The sequence below is a fragment of the Actinoplanes couchii genome, from assembly GCF_016862075.1.
Classification (GTDB): Bacteria; Actinomycetota; Actinomycetes; order Mycobacteriales; family Micromonosporaceae; genus Actinoplanes; species Actinoplanes couchii.
On sequence record NZ_BOMG01000007.1, the window covers coordinates 19,513 to 45,301 of the forward strand.

Sequence of the window (25,789 nt, forward strand, 5' to 3'; positions counted from 1 at the left end):
GGGCCCGCGGAGGCGTATTCGGCAAGCATGATGGCGGCCTGGACGATGGGTGAACCGTCCGGTAGCACCTGGATGGTGGACAGCAGCGGACGCGGGCATCACGGGCGGATCGGGCACGAGGTCGGAGTCGGGATGTTCGACGGCGTCGCCGTGGGATACCGCTTCGAACGGCTGGAACCGGACACTCCGCCCACCCGTCCCGGCCACCTGGTCAACGTTCCCGACCATTCGGATCTTGACCCGGGCGACCGGGACTTCGTGGTGACACTGCGGCTCAAGACCACACACAAGTTCGGCAACGTGATCCAGAAGGGCCAGGCGACCGTACCCGGCGGCAACTGGAAGATCCAGCTCCCGAACGGCCGGGCCACCTGCACGTTCCGGGGCTCCAAGGGGACCATCGAGCTGATCGCCCCGGACCGGATCAACGACGGCGGCTGGCACCTGGTGCGCTGCTCCCGGCTGGCGTCCGGGGTCTACCTGGCCGTCGACGGTCAGGTGGTGGCCGCCCGGGAAGGCCGGGTCGGCACGATCGACAACGACTGGCCGGTGTCGATCGGCGGCAAACCCGACTGTGACCAGATCAAGGTCGGCTGCGACTACTACGCGGGCGATCTGGACTGGGTGGTGATCCAGGGTGCCCCGGTGCCCGGGACGGACGCATCCGGCCCGGCGGACGCGGATCGGTGGTGACGGGCCGCCCGCCTTGCGGCGTGGCCACGGGGCTTTTCGTCATTCGTACCGAAAATGGCGTTGTCCGGTCCGGGAGAACCCGGACCGGACAGCTAACCGAGCGTCAGGCCGCCCACTTGATGTACGGGTTGACCTTGCCGCCCCAGTCGAAGACGGCCATGTTGTCCCAGCCGTCGCCGGTGCCGTTGATGTTCGCCGGATCCCAGCCGTTGCCCTTGATCGCGTACCAGGTCGGCTCCCAGTAGAAGACGCCGATCGCGCCGGCGTTGCGGGCCGTGTTCTGCACCCAGGTGAACTGCTGGGCCTGGCCGGCCCAGGTCGCCGGGATGCTGTCGCAGAGCACCGTGCCGGGGATCGAGTTCTTCTCGCTGTCGGCGTCCGCGCTGGTGAACTGGTACGCCGTCTCCACGATGACCACCGGCTTGCCGTACCGGGTCCGCACGTCGGTGATCACGTTGTAGAGGTTGGCCAGCGTGCCGTGCCACATGCAGTAGTACGACAGCGCGCTGATGTCCCACTGCACACCCTGCGCCTTGATGCCGTCGTAGAACCAGCGCGCGTTCGCCATGCTGTCCGCGTCAGCCACATGGATCAGAACCTGCGTCCCGCTGTTGCAGGCTTTCGTCGCGTTGTAACCCTGTTTCAGCAGCGACGCCAGCGGCGCGAAATCGTTGTTCACCACCCGGCCTCTCGGCCACAGCATGCCGACGTTGATCTCGTTGCCGATCTGCACGCTGTCCGGGGTGATCCCGGCCGATTTCAGGCTGGTGCAGACGTCGTAGGTGTAGTTGTAGACGGCGGTCTGCAACTGACTGAGCGAATAGGACGCCCAGGCGGCCGGCGGATACTGCTTTCCCGGGTCCGCCCAGGTGTCGGAGTAGTGGAAGTCGACCATCAGTTTCAGGCCCTTGGCCTTGATGGCCGCCGCCTGCTGGAGCACCTTGGCCTTGTTGTTGTAACCGCTGGCCGGGTTGTTCCAGACACGCAGCCGGGCGTAATTGACGCCCGCCGTCTTCAGGATGTCGTAGGCGTTCGCCTCGGCTCCCGAAGCGTTGTAGTACTTGCCGCCCAGATCGAGCGTGCGCTGCAGCGACGACACGTCGGCACCGAGCATGGTGAGGGAGGCGGCCTGTGCGGGGGCGGGGTTGACCATCACGGCGATCGCGAGGATCGCGGTCGTGACGGCGGCCTTGATTTTCATTTGTCGCTCCTTCAACGGGGATTTACCGGAGCCAGCGGATCAGGGGATTGATGCGCCCGCTGTCGTCGAATGTCGCCATGTTCTCCCAGGCGTTGCCGGAGTTCTCGATGTCCTCGGTGTCCCAGCCGTTGCGGGGGATCGCGGTCCAGGTGGGTTCCCAGTAGAAGACACCGATGGCGCCGGCCTTCTTCGCCGTGGTCTGCACGGCGGCGAACTGCTGCGCCTGGCCCTTCTTCGTGGCGGAGATTCCGTCACACGGGGCCTCGGACAGCATGATGTTCTCGAGATGGTCGTAATTCTCGGTCGTGTACGGATACGCCGTCTCGGCGATCACGACCGGCTTTCCGTACCGGGCTTTCACGTCACCGACGACCGTGGCCAGGTTGTCGAGACTCCCGTGCCACATGCAGTAGTAGGACAGTGCGGTGATGTCCCACTTCGCTCCGGCCGCCGAGATTCCGTCATAGAACCAGTGCGCCGCGTCGATGTTGCCGGCCAGTGCCGTGTGCACCATGACCCCGGTCTTCCGGTTGCAGGCCTTGGTCGCGTCATAACCGGCGTTGAGCAGTTTTGTCAGCGGCCCGAAGTCGCTGTTGTTCACCTGCCCCGCAGGCCACAGCATGCCACTGTTGATCTCGTTGCCGATCTGCACACTGTCCGGGGTCGTGCCCTGTTTCTTCAGAGAATTGCAGACGTCATACGTGTAGTCGTAGACATCTTTCTCCAGCTGCTCCCGATCGTGTCCGGCCCAGGCTGACGGGATGAACTGCTTTCCCGGGTCGGCCCACGTGTCCGAGTAGTGGAAGTCGATCAGCAGCTTCATGCCCTTGGCTTTCGCCGCGCGGGCCTGCTGGAGCACCTTCGCCTTGTTCGAATAGCCGCTGGTCGGGTTGTTCCAGATCCGCAGCCGCACATAGTTGACGCCGGCCTGCCGCAGAATGTCATAGGGATTGTCGCGTTTTCCCCGGGCGTCGTAGAACTTCTGCCCGAGTTCGACCGACCTCTGCAGGGTGGAGACGTCGGCGCCGCGCATTTCCCACGAGGATTTCTGATGCGCGACGGCGGGGGAGGGGATGAGCGCCACCGCGAGGAAAGCGGCGGCAATGAGGGACGGTTTCATGACACTCCATTTCGTCTTCCGTGACAAAAAGGGCGTATTTTTAAGCGGGGGAACTGCCTCGCACCACGAGTGAGGTGGGCACCGTGATGGAGAGCGGGGTACGCCCGGCGATCACGTCGGTGAGCAGCCGGACCATTTCTTCACTGATGCGTTCCATCGGGTTGCGCACGGTCGTCAGCGTCGGCTCGGTGGTGACCGCGAGCACCGAGTCGTCGAACCCGACCACCCGCACGTCACCCGGCACGTCCCGGCCGGCCTCGCGCAGCACCGGCAGGGTCGCGGCGGCCATCGCGTCCGAGGCGGCGAACACCCCGTCCACGTCCGGCACCCGGGCCAGCAGCTCGCGCATCGCCGCCGCGCCGCTCTCCCGGCTCCAGTCGCCGTGCGCGATGTACGCCTGGTCCACGGTGATCCCGGCCGAGAGCAGCGCGTCGGTGTAACCCCGCAGCCGGAACACCCCGCCGAACTGGTCCTGCGGCCCGGTGATGGTGGCGATCCGCCGGCAGCCGGCCGCGAGCAGGTGCTCCACGGCCATCCGCCCGCCCATCCAGTCGTCGCACGACACCGAACTGATCGAGTCCTCGAACCCGAGCACCTGACCACAGGCCACGATCGGGATCTCGGCCCGGACCAGCTGCCCGAGCAGCGGGTCACCGGAGTGCGGCGACACCAGCAGCACCCCGTCGACGTGACCGCCACCCAGGTAGGTGACGGTCCGTTCGCGCTCCTCGGGGGTGGACGCGATCATCAATATCAGCGTCAGCCCCTGGTCGGACAGCGCCTGGGCCACCCCGCGCAGCAGCACCGCGAAGTTCGGGTCCTCGAACAGCAGGTGCTGCGGCTCGGTCAGCAGGAACGCGATCGACCCGGATTTGCCGGTGGCCAGCGACCGCGCATGCGGGTTCGCCGTGTAACCGGTGCGGGCGATGGCGTCGGTGACCGAGCGGACCGCCTCCGGGCTGACCCAGTCGCGCCCGTTGAGAACCCGGGAGACCGTCGCGTAGGAGACCCCCGCCTCGCGAGCGACATCGCGGATGGTGGGGCGTTTACGCGACACGTTCGGGATCATAGTCAGGCCTTCACTCCGCCGGCGGCCAGGTCGACCTGCCAGTACCGCTGCAGGGTCAGGAACAGCGCGATCAGCGGGACGATCGACACCAGCGCTCCGGTGACCACCGCGGTGTACATGGCCGGCTGGCTGGCGCCCTGGTTCAGCAGGCCGCTGAGGCCGACCGTGATCGGGTAGAGCCGGTCGTCGCCGAGCATGATGTACGGCAGCATGAAGTTGTTCCAGATCGCCACGAACTGGAAGAGGAAGACCGTCACCAGACCGGTCCGCATCATCGGCAGCACCACCGTGCCGAGGGTGCGCCACTCTCCCGAGCCGTCGATCCGGGTCGCCTCCAGGATCTCGGTCGGCACCGACGCGGCCGCGAAGATCCGGGCCAGGTAGATGCCGTACGGGCTGATGAAGCTGGGCAGCAGCACCGCCCAGTAGGTGTTGGTCATGCCCAGCTTGGCCAGCAGCAGGTACTGCGGGATGGCCAGGATGACGCCGGGTACCAGGACACCGGCCAGGATCGTGTTGAAGACGGCGCTCTTGCCGGGGAAGTCGAACTTGGCCAGCGCGTACCCGGCCATCGCCGAGATCAGCGTGGAGGCGGCGGCGCCGACACCGGCGTAGAGGGCGGTGTTCGCCATCCAGCGCCAGTACAGGCCGTCCCGGTAGCCGTTCAGGTCCACCAGGTTGTCCCACAGGTGGGTGCTGGGCATCAGGGTGAACGTGGAGAACAGCTCGCTGGCGCTCTTCGAGGACGCGATCAGCACCCAGAGGACGGGGAGCAGACAGTAGGCGGCGCCCAGGATGAGCAGGAGCGTGGCGAGTTTGCTCCTTTTAATGGCGTGCATCAGTCCTCCTGGTTGAACGCCCGGCGCCCGACGAGCTTCAGGAAGCCGAAGGACAGGATGAACGTGGCGAGCGCGATGATCACCGAGGTGGCGGCGGCCGCGTAGATGTCGTTGCGGGCGAACGCGTCCCGGTAGACCTTCATCAGCGGCGTCCACGTGGTGGAGATCGTGTTGGCCAGCGGGCGCAGCGTCATCGGCTCGGCGAACACCTGCAGGGTGGCGATCAGCGAGAAGACGAACGTCATCACCAGCGACGGCATCACGATCGGGATCTTGATGCGCCAGGCGATGGCCATCTCCGAGGCGCCGTCGATCCGGGCCGACTCGTACAGGCTGGTCGGCACGGCCTTGAGCGCCGTGTAGATGACGATCATGTTGAAGCCGGTGCCGCCCCAGATCGCGATGTTGGCGACCGCGAACAGCGTCAGATCGGCGGAGAGCAGGTTCGGGCCGGCGAACCCGAGAGCCTCGGCGATGTCGTTGATCGGGCTGACCCGCGGCAGGTAGAGGAAGCCCCAGAGCAGGGAGGCGACCACGGCCGGCACCGCGTACGGCAGGAAGATCGAGATCCGGGCGAACTTGCCGATCGACTCCCGGGTCCGGTTCGCGTCCAGCAGCAGCGCGAACATCAGGGCCAGGCCCAGCATGGTGGGGACCACGATCAGGCCGTACGCCCCGACCCGGCCCACACTGGGCAGGAACTCGGGATCGGTCAGCGACCGGGTGTAGTTGTCCAGCCCGGCCCAGATCTCGGTGCGGGACTTGGAGCCGAGGCCCAGGCCGCTCACCTTGACCTTGCGCAGGCTCAGATAGGCCGCGTAGAAGATCGGTGCGGCCAGGAACGCGGCGAACAGGATCATGGCGGGGGCGAGGAAGCCGTACGGGGTACCGGCTCGTTTCGCCTTGCGGCGCCGGGGGCTGCCCGCCGGGGGCGCCTCGGTCTTCCTCGGTGCGGTGCTTGTCAGCGACATCGCCGATCTTCCTTTCGGAGCGCTCCGGGTGGGCACGAAGGGGGCCGGCCCACCCGGAGACGAACTCATCCGGCGACGTTGAACCCGGTGTTCTTCATGTCGTCGACGGTGGTCTTCTGCATGGTCGCCAGGGACTCGGTGAAGGCGGCGGCCTTCTTCGCCTCGGCGGCCTTGGCGAAGGCGTCGTTGAACGCGCTGTAGGCGACGTTCACGTTCGGGCCGTAGGTGAACGGCGACAGCTGCTTGGAGGCCTCACCGGCGATGGTGTAGTAGTCGGCCTGGTCGGCGAAGAACGCCGGCGGCTCGGTCAGGACGCTGGTGGCGTCGTTCGCGGCCGGGTAGATGAACGCCGTGTCGGCGAGCAGCTTCAGGGCCTCCGGGTCACTGTTCAGCCAGGTGATGAACTGGGTGGCCTGCTTCTTGTGCTTCGACTGGGTGGTCACGCTGGTGGCCGAACCGCCCCAGGCGCCGGTCTTCGGGGCCGCGGCGTCCCACTGCGGCATCGGGGCGGCCTTCCACTTGCCCTTGGTGTCCTTGGCGCTGCCGTCGAGCACACCCGGCGCCCAGACCGCGCTGACCCAGCCGACCTGGGTGCCGTCGTTGAGGGCCGCGTTCCACTCCGGGGTGTACATCGGCTTGTTGTCCATGACGCCCTTCTCCACCAGGCCACCCCAGTACGAGGCGACCTTCTGGGTGGCGGCGTCGTTGATGTTGACGGTCCAGGAGTCGCCGTTCACACCCCACCAGGAGGCGCCGGCCTGCTGTGCGAGACCGGTGAACAGGCCCGCATCGTTGGCCGAGAAGGTGCCCAGGTACTGCTTGGCGTCCGCCTTGTGGATCTTCTCGGCGGCGGCGGCGTAGTCGTCCCAGGTCTTCGGGGCCGCGAGGCCGTTCTTCTCGAAGACGTCGGAGCGGTAGAAGAACATCAGCGGGCCGGAGTCCTGCGGGACGCCGTAGGCCGCGTCCGAGCCGAGCGAGACACCGCTCCAGGCGCCGGCCGGGAACTTGTCCTTGAGCGAGCCGACCTCGGCGGAGATGTCGGCGAGCGCGTCGGCGGAGACCAGGGTGGGGACCTTCTGGTACTCGGCCTGCATGATGTCCGGCGCGCCGGAACCCGCCTTGACCGCGGTCAGCAGCTTGGTGACCGCGGGGTCACCGCCGTCCTGCTTGTTGACCGTGACCTGGATGTTCGGGTTCTTCGCGTTCCACGCCGCGACGACCTTGTCCATGTTCGGAGTCCAGGTCCAGTAGGTCAGCGAGACCTTCTCGTTCGGGTCGACGGCACCTTCCTCCGAGGAGTCGGAGCTGCTGCACGCGGTAACGGTGAACAAAGCCGCTGCGGTGACTGCCGCCATCAGCGGTGCGAATTTTTTCTTCATCGATCCTCCTTGGTCGGCTTGGCCGGAAAGCGGGAAGCCGGAGACGGATGCTGCGCCGGAAGCGTGTCGCTCAGCACAACCCCTGTGACCGGTTACAGTGCTGGTGTTACGGCGATGTGTCAAGCCCTTGCGTCCAACCCGTTACGCCTGTGTATCGTGCGAGGCGACCGGCCTGTGACCGGTTACAGCCAAACCAGCAAGGAGTGATCCCATGTCGTGGCCTGAGCCGCTTTTTGTTCGCCACCAAGCCTGGGCGACTCCGCTGCAGCAGCCACGGATGAGCAACACCGAGGACGCGATTCCCGGCCTGTCGCTCACCAGTCGCTACCTGACCCGCGACGGCGTTCCGGTCATCCCGGTCTCCGGCGAGTTGCACTACAGCCGGGTTCCCCGCGCGCGCTGGGCGGAGCGACTGCGCCAGATGAAGGCCGGCGGTGTCACCGTGGTGGCCACCTACCTGTTCTGGCTGCACCACCAGCCGGCCGCCGGCGAGCCCGCGCGCTTCGACGGCAACCTCGACGTCGCCGCGTTTGTCGACCTCGCCGTGGAGACCGGCCTCGACGTGGTCCTGCGCGTCGGCCCCTGGTGCCACGGCGAGGCCCGCAACGGCGGCTTCCCCGACTGGGTCCAGCAGGCCCCGGTGCGGCACCGCACCGACGACCCCGACTACCTCGCCCTGGTCACCGGCTGGTTCACCGCCGTCGGCGCGGCCGTCGCGCCGTCGATCCACAAGGTCATCGGCCTCCAGCTCGAGAACGAGCTGTACGACCAGCCGCAGCACCTGGTCACCCTCAAGCGCCTGGCCCGCGAGGCCGGACTGTCCGCGCCGCTCTGGACCGCCACCGCGTGGGGCGGCGCCGACCTGCCCGAGGAGGAGGTCCTGCCCCTCTACGGCGGGTACGGCGACGGCTTCTGGGTCGACGCCGACGCCCCTTGGGATCCGACATTCCGGGACCACTACTTCTTCTCCCACATCTGGGATGATGCGGGCATCGGCGCCGACGTGCGGCGTGCTCAGGCGATCGAGGCCGCATCGGGTGGACCGCGCACCCCGTCGGACCTGTTCCCGGCCGCCACCTGCGAGCTCGGCGGGGGCATGGCCACCGCGTACCACCGCCGCCCGCGCCCGGAGGCCCTGGACGTGGCCACCATCGCCCACTGCAAGATCGGCAACGGGTCGGCGTGGCAGGGCTACTACATGTACGCCGGCGGCACCAACCCCGGCCGTGACCTGCAGGAATCCCACGCCACCGGCTACCCCAACGACATCACCCCGCTGGGGTACGACTTCCACGCCCCGATCGGTGAGGCGGGCACCCTCGCGGCCAGCCACGCGCACCTGCGCCGCCAGCACGCGTTCCTGTCCGCGTTCGGTCACACCCTGGCCGAGATGCCGTCCAGCCTGCCGGCGATCCGCCCCACCGGGGTCGAGGACTCGTCGACACTCCGTTTCGCGCTGCGCAGCGACGGCACCAGCGGTTTCCTGTTCCTGGCCTGGCACCAGCCGCACTTCCCGCTCCCGGTCTACACCGGCGCCCGGTTCCGGGTGGCCCTGGCCGATTCCGAGATCGAGTTCCCGGCGCAGCCGGTCGACGTGCAGCCCGGGACGCTGGCCCGCTGGCCGCTCCACCTCACCCTCGGCGGCGTCACCGTCCGGTACGCCACCGCCTCGGCCCTGACCGTCCTGCCCGGCGAATCCGGCCTTCCGGGCGAAACCGGCGGCGTACCCACCCTGGTCCTGATCGCCGAGCCCGGCATCCCCGCCGAGATCGCCGTGTCCGAAACCGTTCACACGGTGGAGCCCGGTTTCGCGCCGCTGTCCCTGGGCGGCCTGGACGTCCTGGTCCTCCCGTCGTCGTCGGCCGCCGAGGTCTGGGTGACCGAGGACGGCAACCGCCGCCTCTTCCTCAGCGAGGACGAGCTGCAGTGGGACGCCGGCGGCACGGTCACGGTGAAGGCTTCAAAGCCCGCTGACGTACGCGTTTACACCCCCGCGTCCCGAACCTTCACCACGGTGACCGCCGCTTCCACCCCGGTCACCGCTTCCACCGCGGCTTCCTCCATCGCCGAGGGGCCGGCCGTCTCGTCCTTCGTCGAGCCGGTCACGGTCGAGGAACTGCGCCCCGCCGCGGCCACGGTCCCGGTCAGTTACGGCAAGCACGAGGGCCGCCCGTCCGCCCCGTCCCCCGAGGTCTTCGCCGAGCTGGCCGCGGTCCACCGCCTGACCCTGCCCGCATCGGCCGCCGACCGCTCCGCCGACCCGCTGCTGCGCATCCGCTGGGCCGGCGACATCGGCGAACTGAGGATCGACGACACCCCGGTGACCGACCGTTACTGGGACGGCGCGGTCTGGACGGTGAACCTGACCGACATCGGCTGGACCCCGGAATCCGACCTGACCCTGCACCTGCTCCCGCTGGCCGCGGGTTCCCCGGTCTCGGTCCCCGCCGAGGTCCGCAACCGCCTGACCGAGGCGGAGACCCAGCTGCTGTCCATCGACACGGTCGAGGTGGTGACCCGCACCACCACGACCTTCACCCCGTAACACCACACGGGGCCGGGGGAGCGCGATTCACCGCCAGGGTCGCGCTCCCCTCCGACTTTCCCGCTAGCCGTCGAGGGCGCGCCGGAGGTCCTTCATCAGCAGTAGCAGGTGCATCGGGTCGGTGGGGCTCGTCTCGAACTTCGCCAGTCGCAGGTAGAAGTCGCGGGCGACCTCGGTCTCACAGTGGATGAGCACCGCCCGTACCCCGATGACCTCGGCGGCCGCTGCGGTCCGGCGCAGCGCGTCGACCACCAGCGCCCGACCGAGCCCGCAGCCCTGGCCGCTCCGGTCGACGCCGAGCCGGGTCAGGATGACGACCGGTTGGTGGTAGCGGCCGGCACCCTGTCTGAGCCGTGGCGAGGCGTCCGCCGGTGCGACGCTTCCGGCGGCCAGCGAGTAGTACCCGGCCACCCGCTGGTCCGGATGACCGGCGTTGCTGACGACGTACACCCTCGACAGCCCCGCCCGGTGCGCCTGCAGGGCGTGTTCGGCGAGCCAGACGGACTGAGCGGTGGATCCGCAGTCGAAACCGGCCGTGACGTGCGCCGCGGTCAGCGGCTCGACCGGTGAGAACCGGAGACTCACTGCCCTTCCGCATCCGGCCGGGCATCCAGGATCGTCGGCCGGGACATCAGCTCCCGCAACCCGGTGACATCCTGTTCCGGTCGCTGGAGGGCCTCGTCGAACACCTGCCAGGCCTCTTCGTCCAGCAGGAACACCCGCCGGTCGGCCAGCACGTCGGCCGCCGCGTCGGTCGCCGCTTTGAGAACGAACGTCGACACACTCGCGCCCGATGCCCGGCTGGCCGCCTCCAGAAGTGCCTTCTGCTCCGTGTCCAACCGTAGGTGCAGTCGTTCCGCCTTGGCCTCCATGTTGCGATCGTACGCACAATGTACGCCAGTCGGCACGTCGCTCCGCCGCTCGGCGCACGCAATGATCGTCATGACTTTCATGTTGTACCGGCGGATGTGCCGCAAAGCAGACAGTCTGTCCGGCGCGCCGGAGTCGAAGGGCTCGGTAACGAAAGCGTCATGGGGTGGCGGTGGGATCGTTACAGGGAGGTGGGCGCATAGTACTGTCCGTTTCATGGGTGATGATCGATCTTCTGCCGCCGGGGAGGCGGAGGTGGAGGCCGCGTCGCCCGCTGTGCACTACGACGACGAGGAGCGGCCCGCGCGGGTGCTCGGCGGGCGGGTCGGCGCCGCCGTCTCGGTCGTCGCGTTCGCGGTTGCGGTGCTCGTGTTGTGGCAGGTCTTCCGGCCGCTGGCCCAGGGCAGCCAGTTCTACCTGATCATCTTCCTGGCCGGGACACTGCCGCTGTGCTTCCTGGCGTACCGATCAGGCTGGGGTAAGGGGCGTGAATCGCCGACCGGGACCGACTGGCTTCTCGCCGTCGCCGCGCTCGCCGTCTGCCTCTATCCGGTGGCCGGCGGATACAACGCCTTCCTGGACCGGCAGGGTCTGCTGGAACCCGTCGACGTCGCCTTCGGCGCCGTTCTCCTGATCCTCGTGGTCGAGGCCTGCCGCCGCACCACCGGCTGGGCGCTGCCCGCGGTCTGCCTGCTCTTTCTCGGGTACGGCTACTACGGCGGCCTGTTACCGCAGACCTGGTCGGTGGCGCATGCCGGACTCGACTTCGGGCAGATCGTCGACGCGCTCTACAACTCCGGAAGCGGCTTCTACGGAACACCGCTCGACGTCGCCGCCACCTATATCGTGTTGTTCACCATCTATGGCGCGGTCCTCGATCTCTCCGGTGCCAGCCGATTCTTCGTCGACCTCTCGGTGGCCGCCTTCCGGAAATCGCGCAGTGCGGCCGGGCGCACCGCGGTGGCCGCCGGTTTCCTGCTCGGCACGGTTTCCGGATCGGGGACCGCGACCGCCGTCAGCGTCGGCGCGGTCACCTGGCCGATGCTGCGCCGGGCCGGTTACCCGCCGGAGCAGGCCGGTGGCATGCTGGCCGCCGCCGGGGTCGGGGCGATCCTGTCGCCGCCGACGCTGGGGGCCGCCGCGTTCATCGTCGCCGAGTACCTGAACGTCTCCTACCTGACCGTGCTCGGCTGGGCGATGATCCCGACCGTCCTCTACTACCTGGGCATCCTGCTCGCGGTGGAGATCGACGTGCGGCGGTTCGGGGTGCGGGCGGTGGACGCGCCGGAGGCGAGCGCGGGGCGGCTGCTGCTCCGGTTCGGGTACCACTTCTCGTCACTGATCGTCATCGTGGTGCTGCTCGCCCTGGGGCAGAGCGCGACCCGGGCGGTGGTGTACGCGACGATCCTCGCCGCCGCCCTGTCGTTCCTGGACCGCAGCGCGTGGCTGACCCCGCAGCGGGTCTTCGCGGCGCTGGCCGCCGGGGTGCGCGGGGTGCTGCCGGTGGTCGCGGTGTGCGCCGCCGCCGGGATCATCACCGCCACCACCACCAAGACCGGCCTGGGCGCACAACTCGCCTCGCTGCTGGTCAACGGTGCGAAAGCGGTCACCGACGAACCGCAGCTGGTGCTCGCGCTGACCGTGGTGCTGGCCGCGATCGCACTGGCCCTGCTCGGGCTGGCGATCCCGGTGACGGCCAGCTTCATCATCGGCTGGGTGATCATCGGGCCGGCCCTGCTCACACTCGGCGTCCCGGCGCCGGCCGCGGCCATGTTCGTCTTCTACTACTCGGTGCTGTCCGAGGTCACCCCGCCGACCGCGCTGGCCGCGGTGGGTGCGAGCGCGATCACCGGCGGCCGGGCGGTCCCCACCATGTGGCAGGCGCTGAAGTACGCGCTGCCCGCCTTCCTCGCCCCGATCGCCTTCGTGCTCACCGCCAACGGCGGGTTGCTGCTGGCCCGCGGGCCGTGGACCGGGGTGCTGTGGACGACCCTGGCGGCCGCGACGGCGGTGCTCGCTCTGGCGATCGCGACCGGCGGCTGGGTGATCGGGATCGGACCGGCCGGTGTGGTGAGCCGGGTGCTCGCCGGCCTCGCCGGGCTGCTGCTGCTCTACCTGGAGCCGGTGGCCGTGGTGGCCGGGATCGCGGTGCTGTCGGTGGCCGTACTCACCGCGGCTCTGCACCGGCCGCGACCCGGCGCGCGGCCGGAACCCGTCCCGGAACCGGGACCACAGACCCCCCTTGAAGTTCGCCCTTGCCGCACCACCCCTCCCGGAGGAGAAGCATGAGACGAATGACGAGAATCCTGCTCGTAACCGCACTGGCGACCGCAACAACGGCGTGCGGTGGACGGCAGGACACGGCGACCACCGACACCGGCGGCGCCGTCACCTGCGAGGTCGGCCAGGCCACCCGGATCGGCATCGCGACCGGCAACGCCACCGGCGTCTACTTCGCACTCGGCAACGCGTACGCCGAACAGGTCAACACCACGGGCAAGAACGTGCAGGCCACCGCCTCGGAGACCGGCGCGTCGGTGCAGAACGTCCAGCAGCTGGTGGCCGGCACCTACGGTGTCGCGTTCTCCCTGGCCGACACCGCCGCCGACGCGGTGAACGGCACCGGCAGCTTCACCGAGAAGCAGCCGGTGGCCGCCCTGGCCCGGATCCACAGCAACTACACGCAGGTGATCGTCCGCAAGGAGGCGGGGATCAAGGACGTCGCCGGGATGAAGGGCAAACGGGTCTCCACCGGCTCGCCGAAGTCCGGAACCGAGGTGATCGCGAACCGGTTGCTGACCGCGGCCGGCTTGAAACCGGACACCGACGTGCAAGCGCAGAAGCTGGACCTGACAAAAACCGTCGACGGGATGAAGGACGGCACCATCGACGCGCTGTTCTGGTCCGGCGGCCTGCCCACCCCCGGCATCACCGATCTGCTCACCACCGGCGCGGGCCAGGTCGAATTCCTGGACATCACCCCGCTCCTGCCCGCGATGCAGAAGATCAACGAGGTCTATCAGGAGGGTACGATCCCGGCCGCCACGTACCGGACCGCGGCCGACGTGAAGACCATCGTGGTACCGAACGTGCTCCTGGTCCGCGAAGACCTGGACGCGAACGTGGCATGCGTGCTGACCAGGGCGCTCTTCGACCGTAAGCCGCAACTGGAACAGGCGAACGCGGCCGCCGAGGAGATCAGCCTGGACACCGCCCGCAAGACCGCGCCGGTGCCGGTCCACCGGGGAGCCGCCAAGGCGCTGGACGACCTGGGCGCTCCGCAGTAGAAAACGCTCCGCGGTAGAAAGTTCGTTCCGCCGTGCAACCCTCCCATCCTGTCGGCTCGTGATCACCCCGACCGACAGGATGGGGGCAACGGCATGAGCGAGCTTGCGAGTGAATCATCTGGTGTCCCTGCCCCGGACCGCCCCCGAGCTGGCCGGCCTGGCCACTGACGCCCGCTTCCGCTGAGCACCGTTGATCACCGGCGTTAGGCTGTGGTGATGGGACATCCACAGCCCTCTCTCAACACGCGGGTCACCGGGCGGCGCATCGTCGCGACCATCATCGACAGCATCGTGCTCGGTGTGCTGATCAACGTGCTCGGCGTCGACGTGCCGACCGGCGGCCGGGACCTGACCCAGCTCTCGTTCAACGGCAGCCTGACCGTCGCGGTCGTGGTGCTCGGCTACTACATCCTGCTCGAGGGGACGACCGGCCGCACCGTCGGCAAGTACGCCACCGGCATCCGGGTGGTCAGCCGGGAGGGCGGCTCCGCGGGCCTGGTGTCGGCCGTCGTCCGGACCGCGCTGCGGATCATCGACGGCCTCGCCGGTTACCTGGTCGGGCTGATCATCGTGGTCAACTCGGGCCAGCGCCGCCGCCTCGGTGACATGGCCGCGAAAACCCTCGTCGTCCGCGTCTGATTAATCGGTTGCCGGGGCCTCCGGGCCGCGACTACTGTCGATCTCAGCTCGAACGACCTCTGAGGAGAGCAATCATGCGCTGTCTCTATTACGCCCCGGACCGGTGGTGTGGCTGAGGCTGTTCGCAGCGTCTTCTTCACGCCGCCCGTCCCTGATCATCAGGGGCGGGCGGTTCTCTTTCCCCGAGTTCCTCTTTCCCCGAGATTCTCTGTCCCCAGAGTTCTCTTTTCCCGCGGGCGCGCCGACGACGGAGAGTCGGACCCGGCTGTAAACCGGTTGCCTGAGTGCTGAGCAGGTTCGAATCCTGCCGCCCGCACGCACGACGAAAAGCACGGCCGTATGCCCGAGTGGTCAGGGAGCCGATTGCAAATCGGTCCACGCCGGTTCGAATCCGGCTGCGGTCTCTGTCTTGAACCTGACGGCGTCACCAGCGGTACACCCCGGAAGATGGGAGTTCAACCGGGGGAGAACCGGGATGATCGCCGTGGCTCAGCCGTTCGTCGCCGTCCGTAACCGACTCAGGATGTTCGCGCACCTCGCCGTCGGGGCCTACCTGCTGGGCAACCTCGCGATCATCCACCTGCTGTTCCTGAGCGTGACGCCCGCCCACAACGTGTTCGGGCAGGTCGGGCGGCTGCTCGGGCTCTACCTGGCGTTCATGATGACGGTGCAGGTGCTGCTCGTCGCCCGGCTGCCGCTGCTGGACCGGGCGTTCGGCATGGACCGCCTGACCGGCTGGCACCGGTGGACCGGGTTCACCGTGTTCTGGCTGGCGGTTCTGCACCCGTCGTTCGTCGTGCTGGGATTCGCGCGGTACGACCGGGTGCCGGTGCTCACCACGGCGGCGGCACTGTCCCGGCAGGTACCCGTACTGCTGGGAATGATCGCCGTGGGTCTGATCGTGGTGATCGCCGGGTTGTCGGTGCGGATCGCCCGGCGACGCCTGTCCTACGAGACCTGGCATGCCGTACACCTGCTGCTCTACGTGGTTCTGATTCTCGGGATCATCCACCAGGTGTACGAGGGGACGGCCTTCACGATCAACCTGGTCACGCGGATCTACTGGTGGGGACTGTGGACCGCCGCGCTCGGCGCGCTCCTGACCGGGCGGCTGATCGTCCCGCTGATCCGGAACCGCCGGCACCGGCTGCGGGTGGCCGCGGTCGTCCCGGAGTCCGACGACGTGGTGTCCGTGCACGTCACCGGGCGTGATCTGGACCGGCTGCAGGCGCGGGCCGGGCAGTTCTTCCTGTGGCGGTTCCCCGGCCACCACCGCTGGTGGCAGGTCAATCCGTTCTCCCTGTCGGCGGCGCCGAACGACCGCTCGTTGCGGCTGACCGCAAAAGCCGTCGGCACCACCAGCGCGGGCTTGCGGGATCTGCCGATCGGCGCGCGCGTTTTTGCCGAAGGACCGTACGGGGCTTTCACGCTCGCCACCCGAACCTGCCGGCCCACGCTCCTGATCGCCGGCGGCATCGGCGTCACCCCGATCCGGTCCCTGCTGGAAGATCCGGCGCTGGGTTCCGACACGATCGTCATCTACCGGGTCCGGCGGGGCGCCGACGCCGTCCTGCTCGGCGAGATCCGCAACCTGACCACCCGCCGGGGCGCTCGCCTGCACGTGATCACCGGGCGGACCGGGCCCGGCAACCAGCCCTTCCACCCGCCGAACCTGCTCCGGATGGTCCCCGACATCACCACCCGGGACGTGTACGTCTGCGGCCCGCACGCCCTGACCAGCGCGGTTCTTGCAGCGCTGCGCAAACTCAAGGTCCCGTCCCGGCAGGTCCACGCCGAACTCTTCCGTCTGGCGGGGTGATCTCCTTCCAGCGAGGTGCTCGATAATCGGGGGATGACGTCGCTGTGGGTTCCGACCCGGGACGGCCGCCGGTTGCACGCCACGACGCTGGGTGACGCGCCGCCGACGGTGGTCTTCGAAGCCGGGGCGGCCGCCTCCCGGCTGAGCTGGAGTCTCGTCCAGCCGAGGGTCGCCGCGTTCGCCCGGGCCGTCGCCTACGACCGGTCCGGTCTCGGCCGCAGCGCCCCCGACCCGGCCGGGCGCACCCTGGACCGGATGGCCGACGACCTCAACGATCTCCTCGACACGCTCGGCCCGGGCCCGGTCATCCTGGTGGGACACAGCGCGGGCGGCCCGATCGTACGGCTGGCCACCGCCCGCCGTCCGGAACGGATCAGCGGCCTGGTGCTCGTCGACCCGATCGACGAGGCCGCCGAGGTCGTGTTCGCCGAGAGCTTCCGCCGCAACGAACGGCTGTCGCTGCGCGCCGGCACGGCCCTGGCCCGGCTGGGTGTCCTGCACCTGCTGTTCCGCTCCCAGCTGGCGGTGATGCCGGACGACGTGCGCGCGGAGATGCGGCGGGAGGCCTTCACGCCACAGGTCATGCGCACCGCGGCCGACCAGGCCCGCACCTTCATGGACGAGCTGGCAGCGTGGCGCACCGATCCACCGGCTCCCGGCGCCGTCCCGGTAACGGTGATCTCCGGCGCCCGCCCCGGCGGCGGGATGAGCACCACCGACCGGGCGGCGGCGAACGCCTCCCACGCCCACCGCGCGGGCACCTCCCCGTCGGGCCGGCACGCCCTGGCCGCGAACTCGGCGCACGACGTCCCGTTCACCGACCCCGACGTGATCGTCGCGGAGATCCGCCGGTTGATCGCCTCATGAGAAGCTTGCCAGCAGCCTGTTCTCCCCGAAGCTCAGCAGGGTGTCGCTCAGTTTGCCGAGCACCGCGAGCAGGATGATGGCCAGCAGCATCACGTCGGTGCGCCCGGTGTTCTGGCTGTCGATCAGCAGGAAACCCAGCCCCATCGACGAGGCGATCAGCTCCGCAGCGACCAGGAACAGCCAACCCTGCGCCAGCCCCAGCCGCAGCCCCGACAGGATCGCCGGGGTGGCCGCCGGGAACAGGATCGTGCCCAGCAGCGGCAGGCCCCGCCGACCGTAGGCCCGTCCGACTTCGATCAGGTGCGGGTCGATGTGTGCGAGCGCCGCCGACACCGTCGTGTAGACCGGGAAGAACGCCCCGATCGCCACCAGCACGATCTTCGGGGTCTCGCCGATGCCGAGCCAGAGCAGCAGCAGCGGCACCCAGGCCAGCGACGGCACCGCCCGGACGGCCTGGATCGTGGGGGACAGTGCCGCCCGCACCGTCCGGGACAGCCCGACCAGGCCGCCGAGCGCCAGCCCGAGCACCGACCCCGCGGCGAACCCGATCAGCACCCGCTGGGTGCTGATCGCCAGGTGGTGCCAGAGTTCGCCGCGCCGGACCAGCTCGCCCAGCGCCGTCACCACCTCACCGGGCGGCGGCAGCTGGGCCGGGGAGTAGATCCCCGCCGACGCGAGCAGGTGCCATCCGGCCAGCAGCAGCACCGGCAGGACGACACCGACGGCGCGCAGGGTCACGAAACGTTCCGTGCGGTGGCGTACTTCGGCTCGAACAGGGTGTCGATCGCGGTCCGGGCGTCGGCCTCGCTCTTCACGTTGGCGTCGGCGACCAGCACCGGCAGGATCTTCTCGAAGACCGCCCGCTGCGCCGCCCCCGGAACGGGATCGACGTCGAGACGGGTGCGCTCGGTCAGCACCGACTTCGCGACCGGCTCGGAGATCTTGGCCTCCCTGGCGTACAGGGAAACCGCCTGGTCCGGATTGTCCTTGATCCACTGCCGGGCCTTCTCGTACGCGTCGACCACCGCCTGCGCCAGATCCGGGTGCTCGGCCAGGAACGCCTCCCGCGCGTTGAGCACCCCGTAGGAGTTGAACCCGACGTTGCGGTAGATCAGCTTCGACCCGGCATCCACCTCGGACGTCGCCATCAGCGGGTCGAGACCGGCCCACGCGTCGACATCACCACGTTCCAGTGCGGTTCTTCCATCGGCGTGCTGCAGATTCGTCACCGTCACGTCGGCCGGTTTCAGCCCCGCCTCGTCCAGCGCCTGCAGCAGGAAGAAGTAGGGGTCGGTGCCCTTCGTGGCGGCGATCCGCTTGCCCTCGAGCTGCGCCACCGAGGTGACCGTGGAGTCCTTCGGCACCACGATCGCCGCCCACTCCGGCTGACTGAAAACGTCGATCGTCTTGATCGGCGCCCCGTTCGCCCGGGCCACCAGTGCCGCCGCGCCCGCCGTCGAACCCACGTCGATCGCGTCCGCACGCAGCGCCTCGTTGGCCTTGTTGCTGCCCGCCGACAGCTGCCAGCTCACCGTGACACCCCGGCCGGCCAGCTCGGTCTCCAGCCACTTCTGCTCACGCAGCACCAGACTGGCCGGGTTGTAGTAGGCGTAGTCCAGCCGCAACACCGTTCCGCCGTCGGTCGCGGGCGTCTTCTCACCCTGAACACATCCGGTCAACAGGACGGTCGCGGTCGCCGCCGCGACCACGGCACGCACAATCTTCATCTCGGTCCTTCCACTTGCGGTGGGGCGGTGGCCCGGGCTCAGGACACTGCGGTTGCTGCGGTACGAACCCCGAGCTCAGCCAGCAGCGACGAGCGGAGAGCGGCGAGCGTGGCATCGCCGCGGTCCCGTGGCCGCCCACCCGGCACGTCCAGCACCAGCCGAACGCTGCTCGCACCGGTCGTTTCGCCGGGCGTGGCGGTCCTTTCCACGGACGTGGCGGCCTTTTCATCGGGCGTGGCGGCCTTTTCGTCGGGCCGGGTGTGCCCCAGCAGCACCACCCGGTCGGCCAGATGCAGCGCCTCGTCGACGTCGTGGGTCACCAGCAGCACCGTCGTCCCGGCCTCGCGCTGCACCTCGGCCAGCAGGTCCTGCATCCGCAGCCGGGTCAGCGCGTCGAGGGCCGCGAACGGTTCGTCGAGCAGCAGCACCCCCGGCCGCCGGGCGAGGGCCCGGGCCAGCGCGGCCCGCTGCGCCATGCCGCCGGAGACCTGCCGGGGCCGGTGTCCGGCGAAGTCCCCGAGCCCGACGACGGAGAGCCAGTGCGCGACCTCGGCCCGGGCGGCTTCACCGGTGACGTCCCGGGGCAGCCCGTAGGCGACGTTGCGTTCCAGCGTCCGCCACGGCAGCAGACGAGGTTCCTGAAAGACGACGGCACAGCGCGGCTCGATCCCGCGAACCTCACGCCCGTCCACCCGAACACTGCCCGAGGTGGGCCGGTCCAGCCCACCGGCGATCCGCAGCAGTGTCGACTTGCCACACCCCGACGGCCCGAGCAGCGCAACCACCTCGCCGGCCGCGACGTCCAGGTCGATCCCGGACAACACGGCATGCCGCCGCCCACGAGCGGCGAACTCCCGCCCGACACCGGAGATCTGCAGCGGCACGGCACTCATGCGGCGCAGCGTACCTAGTAATCCTATTGATTTACTAGAGTGTAAATACGTCGATGCGGGGTCAGGTGAGGGAGAACACCAAGGCCAGCACGGTGCAAGCCACATAGATCCCGACAGCCCACCCGACGATCCGCACCCGCCCACGCTCATCCAGCCGAGCCCACCGCCCGCCTTCCCGCTCCCCGGCCGTCGCCGCACCGTGGCGCGCCGTGTCCGGGCCCGGTGCGGCCTGGCTCAGCCGGCGCAGCGCGACGGCCAGCAGCGGGAGCACCAGCACCGCGTGCAGAGCCACCCCGTGCACCGGTTTGAGCGCACCCGCGGTCTCGTAGGCCACCTCCGGGCTCACCGTCCGGAACAGGATCGTCCCGCGAGCCACCATCGCCACACCGGAAGCCAGACTGACCAGCAGCAGAGCGAATCCGGCCCGCACCGCCAGCCGCTCAGCCGAGTCCCCGCGAACCCGCCCGGCCCCGCGCCTCCACCCACGCAGAGCCACCAGGGCATAGGTGCCGAGCGTGCCCACCAGCACGGCCCCACCCACCGCGAGAGTCATCGCGACCCCCCGATCGAACGGAGTCTCGGTATTGAAATGCGACGGCACCCCACGCCAGGCCTGCAGGGTGATCCCGCCGACCTCGACCACGCAGTCCACGGTGAACACCCCGAGCAGCCAGGAACTGAGCCGCCGCCCCATCTCCAGATACCCGACAACCCATCCGATGCTGATGAGCGTGATCCCGAACGACAGCCCGAACGTGACCGGCTTACGCCAGGAGACGGGCCCGTACCAGGACGTGTCGTCGACAAGGAACACCCCGAGATGCAGCACCCCGGAAATGATCAGAACCAGTCCGACAAGAACTACGAACCCCGGAACCCGCTGAGCCACCCGAGCCGCCGGAACGTCAAGTCGCGTCATAGCGCGCAGCCTTCCGTCCCCGCACCCACCCGTCATCCGCCCCCAGCGGTATCCCCTCCTACGCCCGCAGTGCCCCGCCTTCTCCTCGACTACGCCGCCGGGCGTAGGAGAAAATCGCTGGAACCCCGGCGTCCCCTTACTTCATGATCACTGACATGAGTGGCAGGTTGCGCGGAATGGCCCACGAAACGGTCTCCATCGTGGAGCGCGGCTGGTACGAGGGCCCCGCCGGCCGAGTCGACATCTCCGTGCAGGTGGCTCACGTCGTCACCGGCACCCGCCTGTACCTACCCGACGACAGCCTTCCGCCGCCACTACTGCCGGCAGCCTCCGCCTCACCTCCGCCCTCGTCCTCGATCGCGGCCTGGGCGGCGGCTGCTTCGCCGGGGCCGGGGCCGGTGGCCTCGGATGCTTCTGCGGCGAGCAGGGCGGTCACCGTCGAGATCACCGGGGAGAGCAGCCTTGACGCGGCACGCCGGCTCGGGGCCGGTGTCGCCTGCCTCAACTTCGCGTCGGCCCGCAATCCGGGCGGTGGTTTCCTCAACGGAGCGCAAGCCCAGGAGGAGAGCATCGCGCGGAGTTCGGCGATCTACCCCTCGCTGCGGGCGGCCGGTGACTTCTACGCCTTCCACCGGGCCGATCGCGGCATCCTCTACACCGACCGGGTGATCTACTCACCGGAGGTGCCGGTGTTCCGGGACGACCGGGGCCGCCTGCTGCCCTCGGCGTACCCCGTCTCCTTCCTGACCGCGGCCGCCCCCAACCGGGCCATGATCGTCCGCGACCAGCCGCACCTTCTGCCGCAGGTCTCCGGCGCGCTGACCGCCCGAGCCGAACGGGTCCTACGGGTGGCCGCCTCGCACGGCCACCGGAACCTGGTCCTGGGCGCCTGGGGCTGCGGTGTCTTCGGCAACGACCCGTCCGAGGTGGCACAGGCCTTCGCCGCGGCCCTGACCGCCGTCCCGTCATTCGACCGGGTGGTGTTCGCCATCCTGGACCGCCGGGAAACCATCCGCGACGCCTTCCGCGCCACCTTCCACTGACCTGTTCCGCCCCCGGCGCGGCTGAACTGTCCCTCGGTCCCGAACGGCTGATCGTCTCCCCGCGGTCCTCGGGTGGTTGATTGTCTCCCCGCGGTCCTCCGGCGGCTGGCCGTCTTCCTCCTGCCCGCCGCCTTGTGTAGAAAATCCCGGCCCTTGAGCACCTTCCCCGCCTTGGCTGCTGCTCTTCTCCGCGTCCACAGGATGTTGTCCACAGCCGTGGTCGGGTTTCCGGCGGGAGTGTGCTGCGGGCGGTAGGGTTCCGGTTACCGCCTGTGCGCCCACCGTGTCCGGCTGGAGTTCGTCATGTCGACGGGTACCGATGATGTGCTGGTCCGATTCGGGCGCTGGGCGCTTGCCAAGATCTGGTTCGGGGTGCTGGTCTCGGGCGCCTGGGCGGTGGGGCAGCACTACCACTGGTCGCAGGCGTTCCTGACGGTCGCGGCGATGCTCGGGGCGGTGGGGCTGGCGTTGGTGTCGTCGTTTCTGCCGGTCTGGACCAGGCAGCGCCCCAGTGGCATCCGGGTCGCCGACGTGGGCTTGCGGGTCATGGTCTGGGCCGGGTTGACCATCGGCGTGATCGCCCTGCTCATCGGCATGCCGGTGGTGGGCATGGTCGCCGCGGCCCTACTCCTGAACACGGCGGCCCGAACTTTCGGCGACCCGTTCACCCCCTTCCTGCGGCGCATACGAGTAACCCCAGCGGTCCGCTACATCCCCCGTTCCGCGAGGTCCCCACGCTCGTCCGCGCCCTCACGCCCGCCCGCGACTCCACCTTCGTTCACGCCTCGCCGCACCTCCGCGTCTCGTCGTCCCGAGGCACCCCCGCGCCCGTCGCCGTCGCGTCATCCGGAGGAGACCCGGCGTCCGTCGCCGTCGCGTCATCCGGAGGAGTCCCGGCGTCCGTCGGCATCGCATCATCCGGAGCCCTTGCGCCCGTCGCCACTGCACCATCCGGATGAGTTCCGGAGTCCGTCGGTGTCGCGTCATCCTGAGCAGTCTTGGCATCCGTCGGCCTCACCCCGTCCTGAGGTTTCCCGTCGTCCGGATGCTTCTCGCTATTCCGAGCCGTCCTGCCGCCCCGAGCCGTCCTGCCGCCCCGAGCCGTCCCGCCGCCCCGAGCCGTCTGGCCACCGTGAGCCGTCCGGCCGCCCCGAGTAGCTCGGCCACCGCGAGCCGTCCTGCCGCCCTGAGCCGTCCGGCCACCGCGAGTAGTTCGGCCATTCCAGGCGGGGCTGGTTGGCTGCTGGGGGTTTGGGGCTGATCGAGGCCCGCGAGTCCTACCGCCCTCGCTGACCATGTGGCCCTTGTCCGGGCTTCGGTTACGTGATCAGGGACGCATGGGCTTGAAATAGGTATGCCGTCATACCTAATAATGGGTGGCATGAGTGAGGACGGTGGGACCGCGGTGGGTCTGATGCATCTGGCGCATCAGCTTCATCGGAGTCTGGAGCGTCGGGTGGAGACCGATTTTGTTCATCCGAAGCCGCCTGAGGTCCAGATTGCTGTGCTCTGGCAGGTGCAGGCTCGGCCGGGGACCACGGTTCGGGAGTTGGCTGATGATCTTCAGCTCAAACCGAACAATGCCAGTGCGCTGGTCACCGCCATGGTCAACGAAGGGTTGCTGCGGCGGGAGGCGGATCAGCGGGATCGCCGGGTGGTGCGGTTGCATGCCACCGAAGAGGCCGGGCGGCGGATGGACGCTGTTCAAGGGCTCTTCACCGGCTACCTCACGGCGGCCCTCGACGACCTCGACGAGGAGCAGCGTGCCGCCGTCCGGGCCGCGTTGCCGGCGTTGGATCAGGTGGCCCGCCACATCCGCGACGGAGGTCGTCGCCCACCTGCCTGAACCTGCGGGTGTCCCCCTCCCGCCTGGGTAGGCGGTAATGGTCAGTGAAGGCCGGCGGCCTGCCAGGGGATGGCTGCTGGCCAGGTAATGGCTGTCAGTCGAGGTCGGCGGTCCAGCAGGGAGAGTGCCTGCCGGACAGGTAGCGGCGGTCAGCGGGGTCGGCGGTCTGACAGAGGAACTGGCTGCCTGACAGGAACTGGCCGTCTGCGGAGGTCGGTGGCCCGTGCGGGGAGCGCCCGCCGGTCTGGTGGTGGCCTTCCTGGGGGAACCGCCTGGCGGGGGTTGGGCCGCGGGGGCATGCATGAGTCGGCAGCGCCCAACGATCTGGTGGGGCGCCTGCGTCGCCGCGCATGGTCACGGGGCGGACCGGGCTTTGGCGGGACGTTTCCGGTCGTACAAGAAGAAATGCGCCTTGGGGTTTCGGGGTCAAGGTGTTCGCAAGAATGCGCTGAGACGGAGAAAGAAGATGACGCAGACTGTCGAGGCGGCGCCGGGGAGAGTGGGGCGGCGGGGGCGGCCCTGGCTGACTCTGATCGCTGTCGCGTTCGGGCTTTTCATGGTCGGGCTGGACGGCAGCGTGGTGTCGATCGCCAATCCGGAGATCGGGCGTGACCTGGGCGCCAGCACCGCCGAACTGCAATGGGTGACCAACTCCTACCTGCTGGCCCTGGCGGCCGCCCTGATTCTCGGTGGGAAGCTCGGTGACCGGTTCGGACGGCGGCGGTACTACCTGATCGGGGTGGCCGGGTTCACGCTGTCGTCGGTGGCCATCGGGCTGGCCGGATCGATCGAAGGGGTGATCGTCTTCCGGGCCGCGCAAGGGTTCTTCGGGGCCCTGCTGATGCCGAACACGCTGGGCATGCTGCGGGCCACCTTCCCGCCGCAGCGGTTCGGCATGGCGGTCGGGATCTGGGCGATGGTGTCGTCGGTGTCGACCGCGCTCGGGCCGATCGTCGGCGGGCTACTCGTCGAGCACGTCAGCTGGGAGTCGGTTTTCTACATCAACGCGCCGATCGGTGTCATCGCTCTGGTGTTCAGTTCCCTGGTTCTGGCTGAAAGCCGTCATGAGACCGGGCGGCACCGGTTCGACGTGCCGGGGGTGCTGCTGCTCGCACTCGGACTGCTGACCCTGGTATTCGGCGTGGTCAAGGGCGAGACCTGGGGCTGGGCGAGCGCGTCCACCATCGGCACGATCGCCGGTGGGCTGGTGGTGCTGGGGCTGTTCGGCTGGTACGAGACCCGGATCGAGCATCCACTGCTGCCGATGCGGTTGTTCCGCAGCCCGGCGCTGACCATCGGCGCGGTGATCACCGCGATCAACTTCTTCACGCTGCTCGGATCGATCTTCTACATCATGCTGTACCTGCAGAACGTCCGCGGTTTCAGCCCGGTCTGGGCGGGTGTGCTGACCCTGCCGCTGAGTGTCGCCTCGGTGATCGCCTCGCCGGTCGGCGCCGCGCTCACCGACCGATGCGGACCACGGTTGACGATGCCGCTGGGGATGCTGCTGCAGGGCGCCGCGTCGTTCGGGCTGACCCGGCTGGCGGCCGACTCCGGGTACTGGGCGATGTGGCCGTCGTTCATCGGGCTCGGCCTGGGCATCGGCATGGTGATGGCCGCCTCGTCGGAGGCGATCGTCGGCAACGCGCCGGTCAAGGACGCCGGGGTCGCCGGTGGGCTGCAGGCCACCATGCTGCAGATCGGTGGCGCCCTCGGCACCTCGGTGCTGATCTCGCTGATCAGCGGCAGCGTCGGATCGACCCTGGTCGGTGACCTGACGGCGGCGGGAGTGCCGGCGCCGATGGCGGCCGGGCTGGCCGGGGCGAAGGACGCGGTGGCGATGGGGGTCGCGCCGGTCGCGGACGGCATGACCGATGCGGTACGGGCGGCGGTCACCGAGGGCGCGGCCACCGCCTTCCTCGGCGGCGTGCACCTGGCGGCGTCGGTGGCGGGAGTGTTGTGCCTGCTCGGGGCGGTGGTCGCGGCAGTGGGGATCAAGAAGAGCTAGGGCCTCAGCAGGCCGCCTTCCGGTGCCGAACGGGAGCAGGGAAGGGGTGACGCC

23 protein-coding genes and 2 tRNA genes are annotated in these 25,789 nt (G+C 69.1%); 12 read left to right on the forward strand and 13 right to left on the reverse strand.

The window, feature by feature from the left end; all coding sequences use genetic code 11:
- Positions 1–27 precede the first annotated feature (27 nt).
- Entirely contained in the window at positions 28–693 is a 666-nt protein-coding gene (locus Aco03nite_RS01810) for a laminin G domain-containing protein (protein WP_239144840.1), read from the forward strand.
- Positions 694–796: 103 nt separating this feature from the next.
- Here the strand turns inward: Aco03nite_RS01810 and Aco03nite_RS01815 are convergent, their stop codons facing one another.
- The 6 genes from Aco03nite_RS01815 to Aco03nite_RS01840 all read right to left on the reverse strand — a co-directional run bounded on the left by Aco03nite_RS01815 (position 797) and on the right by Aco03nite_RS01840 (position 7,272).
- Positions 797–1,894, reverse strand: a complete 1,098-nt coding sequence (locus tag Aco03nite_RS01815; protein ID WP_203792788.1) for a glycoside hydrolase family 53 protein — start codon at positions 1,892–1,894, stop codon at positions 797–799.
- Positions 1,895–1,916: 22 nt separating this feature from the next.
- Positions 1,917–3,014: a glycoside hydrolase family 53 protein gene (locus Aco03nite_RS01820; protein ID WP_203792789.1), complete on the reverse strand. Its 1,098-nt coding sequence runs from the start codon at positions 3,012–3,014 to the stop codon at positions 1,917–1,919.
- A gap of 40 nt (positions 3,015–3,054) precedes the next feature.
- Positions 3,055–4,071: a LacI family DNA-binding transcriptional regulator gene (locus tag Aco03nite_RS01825; protein WP_239144841.1), complete on the reverse strand. Its 1,017-nt coding sequence runs from the start codon at positions 4,069–4,071 to the stop codon at positions 3,055–3,057.
- 14 nt (positions 4,072–4,085) lie between these two features.
- Entirely contained in the window at positions 4,086–4,922 is an 837-nt protein-coding gene (locus tag Aco03nite_RS01830; protein WP_203792791.1) for a carbohydrate ABC transporter permease, read from the reverse strand.
- Positions 4,922–5,893, reverse strand: a complete 972-nt coding sequence (locus tag Aco03nite_RS01835; RefSeq protein ID WP_203792792.1) for a carbohydrate ABC transporter permease — start codon at positions 5,891–5,893, stop codon at positions 4,922–4,924. The genes Aco03nite_RS01830 and Aco03nite_RS01835 overlap by 1 nt, the downstream gene beginning before the upstream one ends.
- A gap of 65 nt (positions 5,894–5,958) precedes the next feature.
- Positions 5,959–7,272 carry an ABC transporter substrate-binding protein gene (locus Aco03nite_RS01840; RefSeq protein WP_203792793.1) on the reverse strand — a complete coding sequence of 438 codons (1,314 nt, stop codon included), beginning with the start codon at positions 7,270–7,272 and terminating at the stop codon, positions 5,959–5,961.
- Positions 7,273–7,549: 277 nt separating this feature from the next.
- Between Aco03nite_RS01840 and Aco03nite_RS01845 the strand changes: the two genes are divergently transcribed.
- Entirely contained in the window at positions 7,550–9,817 is a 2,268-nt protein-coding gene (locus Aco03nite_RS01845) for a beta-galactosidase (RefSeq protein WP_203792794.1), read from the forward strand.
- 63 nt (positions 9,818–9,880) lie between these two features.
- Here Aco03nite_RS01845 and Aco03nite_RS01850 read toward each other — a convergent pair whose 3' ends face one another.
- Positions 9,881–10,402: a GNAT family N-acetyltransferase gene (locus Aco03nite_RS01850; RefSeq protein ID WP_203792795.1), complete on the reverse strand. Its 522-nt coding sequence runs from the start codon at positions 10,400–10,402 to the stop codon at positions 9,881–9,883.
- Entirely contained in the window at positions 10,399–10,794 is a 396-nt protein-coding gene (locus Aco03nite_RS01855) for a type II toxin-antitoxin system TacA family antitoxin (RefSeq protein ID WP_239144842.1), read from the reverse strand. Before Aco03nite_RS01855 ends, Aco03nite_RS01850 begins: the two co-directional genes overlap by 4 nt.
- Positions 10,795–10,903: 109 nt before the next feature.
- On the opposite strand from Aco03nite_RS01855, the gene Aco03nite_RS01860 reads away from it, so the two are divergent.
- The 7 genes from Aco03nite_RS01860 to Aco03nite_RS01890 all read left to right on the forward strand — a co-directional run bounded on the left by Aco03nite_RS01860 (position 10,904) and on the right by Aco03nite_RS01890 (position 17,299).
- Positions 10,904–12,976 carry a TRAP transporter permease gene (locus Aco03nite_RS01860; RefSeq protein WP_203792796.1) on the forward strand — a complete coding sequence of 691 codons (2,073 nt, stop codon included), beginning with the start codon at positions 10,904–10,906 and terminating at the stop codon, positions 12,974–12,976.
- A gap of 5 nt (positions 12,977–12,981) precedes the next feature.
- The gene (locus tag Aco03nite_RS01865) at positions 12,982–13,974 is read left to right on the forward strand and encodes a TAXI family TRAP transporter solute-binding subunit (protein ID WP_239144843.1); all 993 of its coding nucleotides are present in this window, start codon (positions 12,982–12,984) and stop codon (positions 13,972–13,974) included.
- Between the two features lie 216 nt (positions 13,975–14,190).
- Positions 14,191–14,613 carry an RDD family protein gene (locus tag Aco03nite_RS01870; protein ID WP_203792798.1) on the forward strand — a complete coding sequence of 141 codons (423 nt, stop codon included), beginning with the start codon at positions 14,191–14,193 and terminating at the stop codon, positions 14,611–14,613.
- 232 nt (positions 14,614–14,845) lie between these two features.
- A tRNA-Tyr gene (locus Aco03nite_RS01875) sits at positions 14,846–14,929 on the forward strand.
- 17 nt (positions 14,930–14,946) lie between these two features.
- A tRNA-Cys gene (locus tag Aco03nite_RS01880) sits at positions 14,947–15,017 on the forward strand.
- 71 nt (positions 15,018–15,088) lie between these two features.
- A complete protein-coding gene (locus tag Aco03nite_RS01885) occupies positions 15,089–16,432 on the forward strand; it encodes a ferredoxin reductase family protein (RefSeq protein ID WP_203792799.1) in 1,344 nt (447 codons plus the stop codon).
- A gap of 33 nt (positions 16,433–16,465) precedes the next feature.
- A complete protein-coding gene (locus tag Aco03nite_RS01890) occupies positions 16,466–17,299 on the forward strand; it encodes an alpha/beta fold hydrolase (protein WP_203792800.1) in 834 nt (277 codons plus the stop codon).
- On the opposite strand, the gene Aco03nite_RS01895 is transcribed toward Aco03nite_RS01890, so the two are convergent.
- The 4 genes from Aco03nite_RS01895 to Aco03nite_RS01910 form a co-directional block, all read right to left on the reverse strand.
- The gene (locus tag Aco03nite_RS01895) at positions 17,294–18,037 is read right to left on the reverse strand and encodes an ABC transporter permease (RefSeq protein ID WP_203792801.1); all 744 of its coding nucleotides are present in this window, start codon (positions 18,035–18,037) and stop codon (positions 17,294–17,296) included. The two genes, Aco03nite_RS01890 and Aco03nite_RS01895, sit on opposite strands and share 6 nt — an antisense overlap.
- Entirely contained in the window at positions 18,034–19,026 is a 993-nt protein-coding gene (locus Aco03nite_RS01900; RefSeq protein ID WP_203792802.1) for an aliphatic sulfonate ABC transporter substrate-binding protein, read from the reverse strand. Before Aco03nite_RS01900 ends, Aco03nite_RS01895 begins: the two co-directional genes overlap by 4 nt.
- Positions 19,027–19,064: 38 nt before the next feature.
- Complete coding sequence (locus Aco03nite_RS01905; RefSeq protein WP_203792803.1) at positions 19,065–19,919, reverse strand: ABC transporter ATP-binding protein; 855 nt, start codon at positions 19,917–19,919, stop codon at positions 19,065–19,067.
- Positions 19,920–19,980: 61 nt separating this feature from the next.
- A complete protein-coding gene (locus Aco03nite_RS01910; RefSeq protein ID WP_203792804.1) occupies positions 19,981–20,838 on the reverse strand; it encodes a hypothetical protein in 858 nt (285 codons plus the stop codon).
- 155 nt (positions 20,839–20,993) lie between these two features.
- Between Aco03nite_RS01910 and Aco03nite_RS01915 the strand changes: the two genes are divergently transcribed.
- Positions 20,994–21,881 (forward strand): TIGR02452 family protein, encoded by an 888-nt coding sequence (locus Aco03nite_RS01915; RefSeq protein ID WP_203792805.1) that lies wholly within the window; start codon positions 20,994–20,996, stop codon positions 21,879–21,881.
- A gap of 407 nt (positions 21,882–22,288) precedes the next feature.
- On the opposite strand, the gene Aco03nite_RS01920 is transcribed toward Aco03nite_RS01915, so the two are convergent.
- A complete protein-coding gene (locus Aco03nite_RS01920) occupies positions 22,289–22,519 on the reverse strand; it encodes a hypothetical protein (protein WP_203792806.1) in 231 nt (76 codons plus the stop codon).
- Between the two features lie 776 nt (positions 22,520–23,295).
- Between Aco03nite_RS01920 and Aco03nite_RS01925 the strand changes: the two genes are divergently transcribed.
- A complete protein-coding gene (locus Aco03nite_RS01925; protein ID WP_203792807.1) occupies positions 23,296–23,727 on the forward strand; it encodes a MarR family winged helix-turn-helix transcriptional regulator in 432 nt (143 codons plus the stop codon).
- 466 nt (positions 23,728–24,193) lie between these two features.
- Complete coding sequence (locus Aco03nite_RS01930) at positions 24,194–25,735, forward strand: DHA2 family efflux MFS transporter permease subunit (protein ID WP_203792808.1); 1,542 nt, start codon at positions 24,194–24,196, stop codon at positions 25,733–25,735.
- Positions 25,736–25,789 lie beyond the last annotated feature (54 nt).

Coding starts and splice junctions, on each gene's coding strand:
- Aco03nite_RS01845 (WP_203792794.1), top strand. CDS start 7,550: ATGAGCAACACCGAGGACGCGATTCCCGGCCTGTCGCTCACCAGTCGC.
- Aco03nite_RS01830 (WP_203792791.1), bottom strand. CDS start 4,922: ATGCACGCCATTAAAAGGAGCAAACTCGCCACGCTCCTGCTCATCCTG.
- Aco03nite_RS01890 (WP_203792800.1), top strand. CDS start 16,466: ATGACGTCGCTGTGGGTTCCGACCCGGGACGGCCGCCGGTTGCACGCC.
- Aco03nite_RS01905 (WP_203792803.1), bottom strand. CDS start 19,919: ATGAGTGCCGTGCCGCTGCAGATCTCCGGTGTCGGGCGGGAGTTCGCC.
- Aco03nite_RS01925 (WP_203792807.1), top strand. CDS start 23,296: ATGCATCTGGCGCATCAGCTTCATCGGAGTCTGGAGCGTCGGGTGGAG.
- Aco03nite_RS01900 (WP_203792802.1), bottom strand. CDS start 19,026: ATGAAGATTGTGCGTGCCGTGGTCGCGGCGGCGACCGCGACCGTCCTG.
- Aco03nite_RS01840 (WP_203792793.1), bottom strand. CDS start 7,272: ATGAAGAAAAAATTCGCACCGCTGATGGCGGCAGTCACCGCAGCGGCT.
- Aco03nite_RS01910 (WP_203792804.1), bottom strand. CDS start 20,838: ATGACGCGACTTGACGTTCCGGCGGCTCGGGTGGCTCAGCGGGTTCCG.
- Aco03nite_RS01820 (WP_203792789.1), bottom strand. CDS start 3,014: ATGAAACCGTCCCTCATTGCCGCCGCTTTCCTCGCGGTGGCGCTCATC.
- Aco03nite_RS01835 (WP_203792792.1), bottom strand. CDS start 5,893: ATGTCGCTGACAAGCACCGCACCGAGGAAGACCGAGGCGCCCCCGGCG.
- Aco03nite_RS01930 (WP_203792808.1), top strand. CDS start 24,194: ATGACGCAGACTGTCGAGGCGGCGCCGGGGAGAGTGGGGCGGCGGGGG.
- Aco03nite_RS01810 (WP_239144840.1), top strand. CDS start 28: ATGATGGCGGCCTGGACGATGGGTGAACCGTCCGGTAGCACCTGGATG.
- Aco03nite_RS01915 (WP_203792805.1), top strand. CDS start 20,994: ATGAGTGGCAGGTTGCGCGGAATGGCCCACGAAACGGTCTCCATCGTG.
- Aco03nite_RS01815 (WP_203792788.1), bottom strand. CDS start 1,894: ATGAAAATCAAGGCCGCCGTCACGACCGCGATCCTCGCGATCGCCGTG.
- Aco03nite_RS01870 (WP_203792798.1), top strand. CDS start 14,191: ATGGGACATCCACAGCCCTCTCTCAACACGCGGGTCACCGGGCGGCGC.
- Aco03nite_RS01860 (WP_203792796.1), top strand. CDS start 10,904: ATGGGTGATGATCGATCTTCTGCCGCCGGGGAGGCGGAGGTGGAGGCC.
- Aco03nite_RS01885 (WP_203792799.1), top strand. CDS start 15,089: ATGATCGCCGTGGCTCAGCCGTTCGTCGCCGTCCGTAACCGACTCAGG.
- Aco03nite_RS01865 (WP_239144843.1), top strand. CDS start 12,982: ATGACGAGAATCCTGCTCGTAACCGCACTGGCGACCGCAACAACGGCG.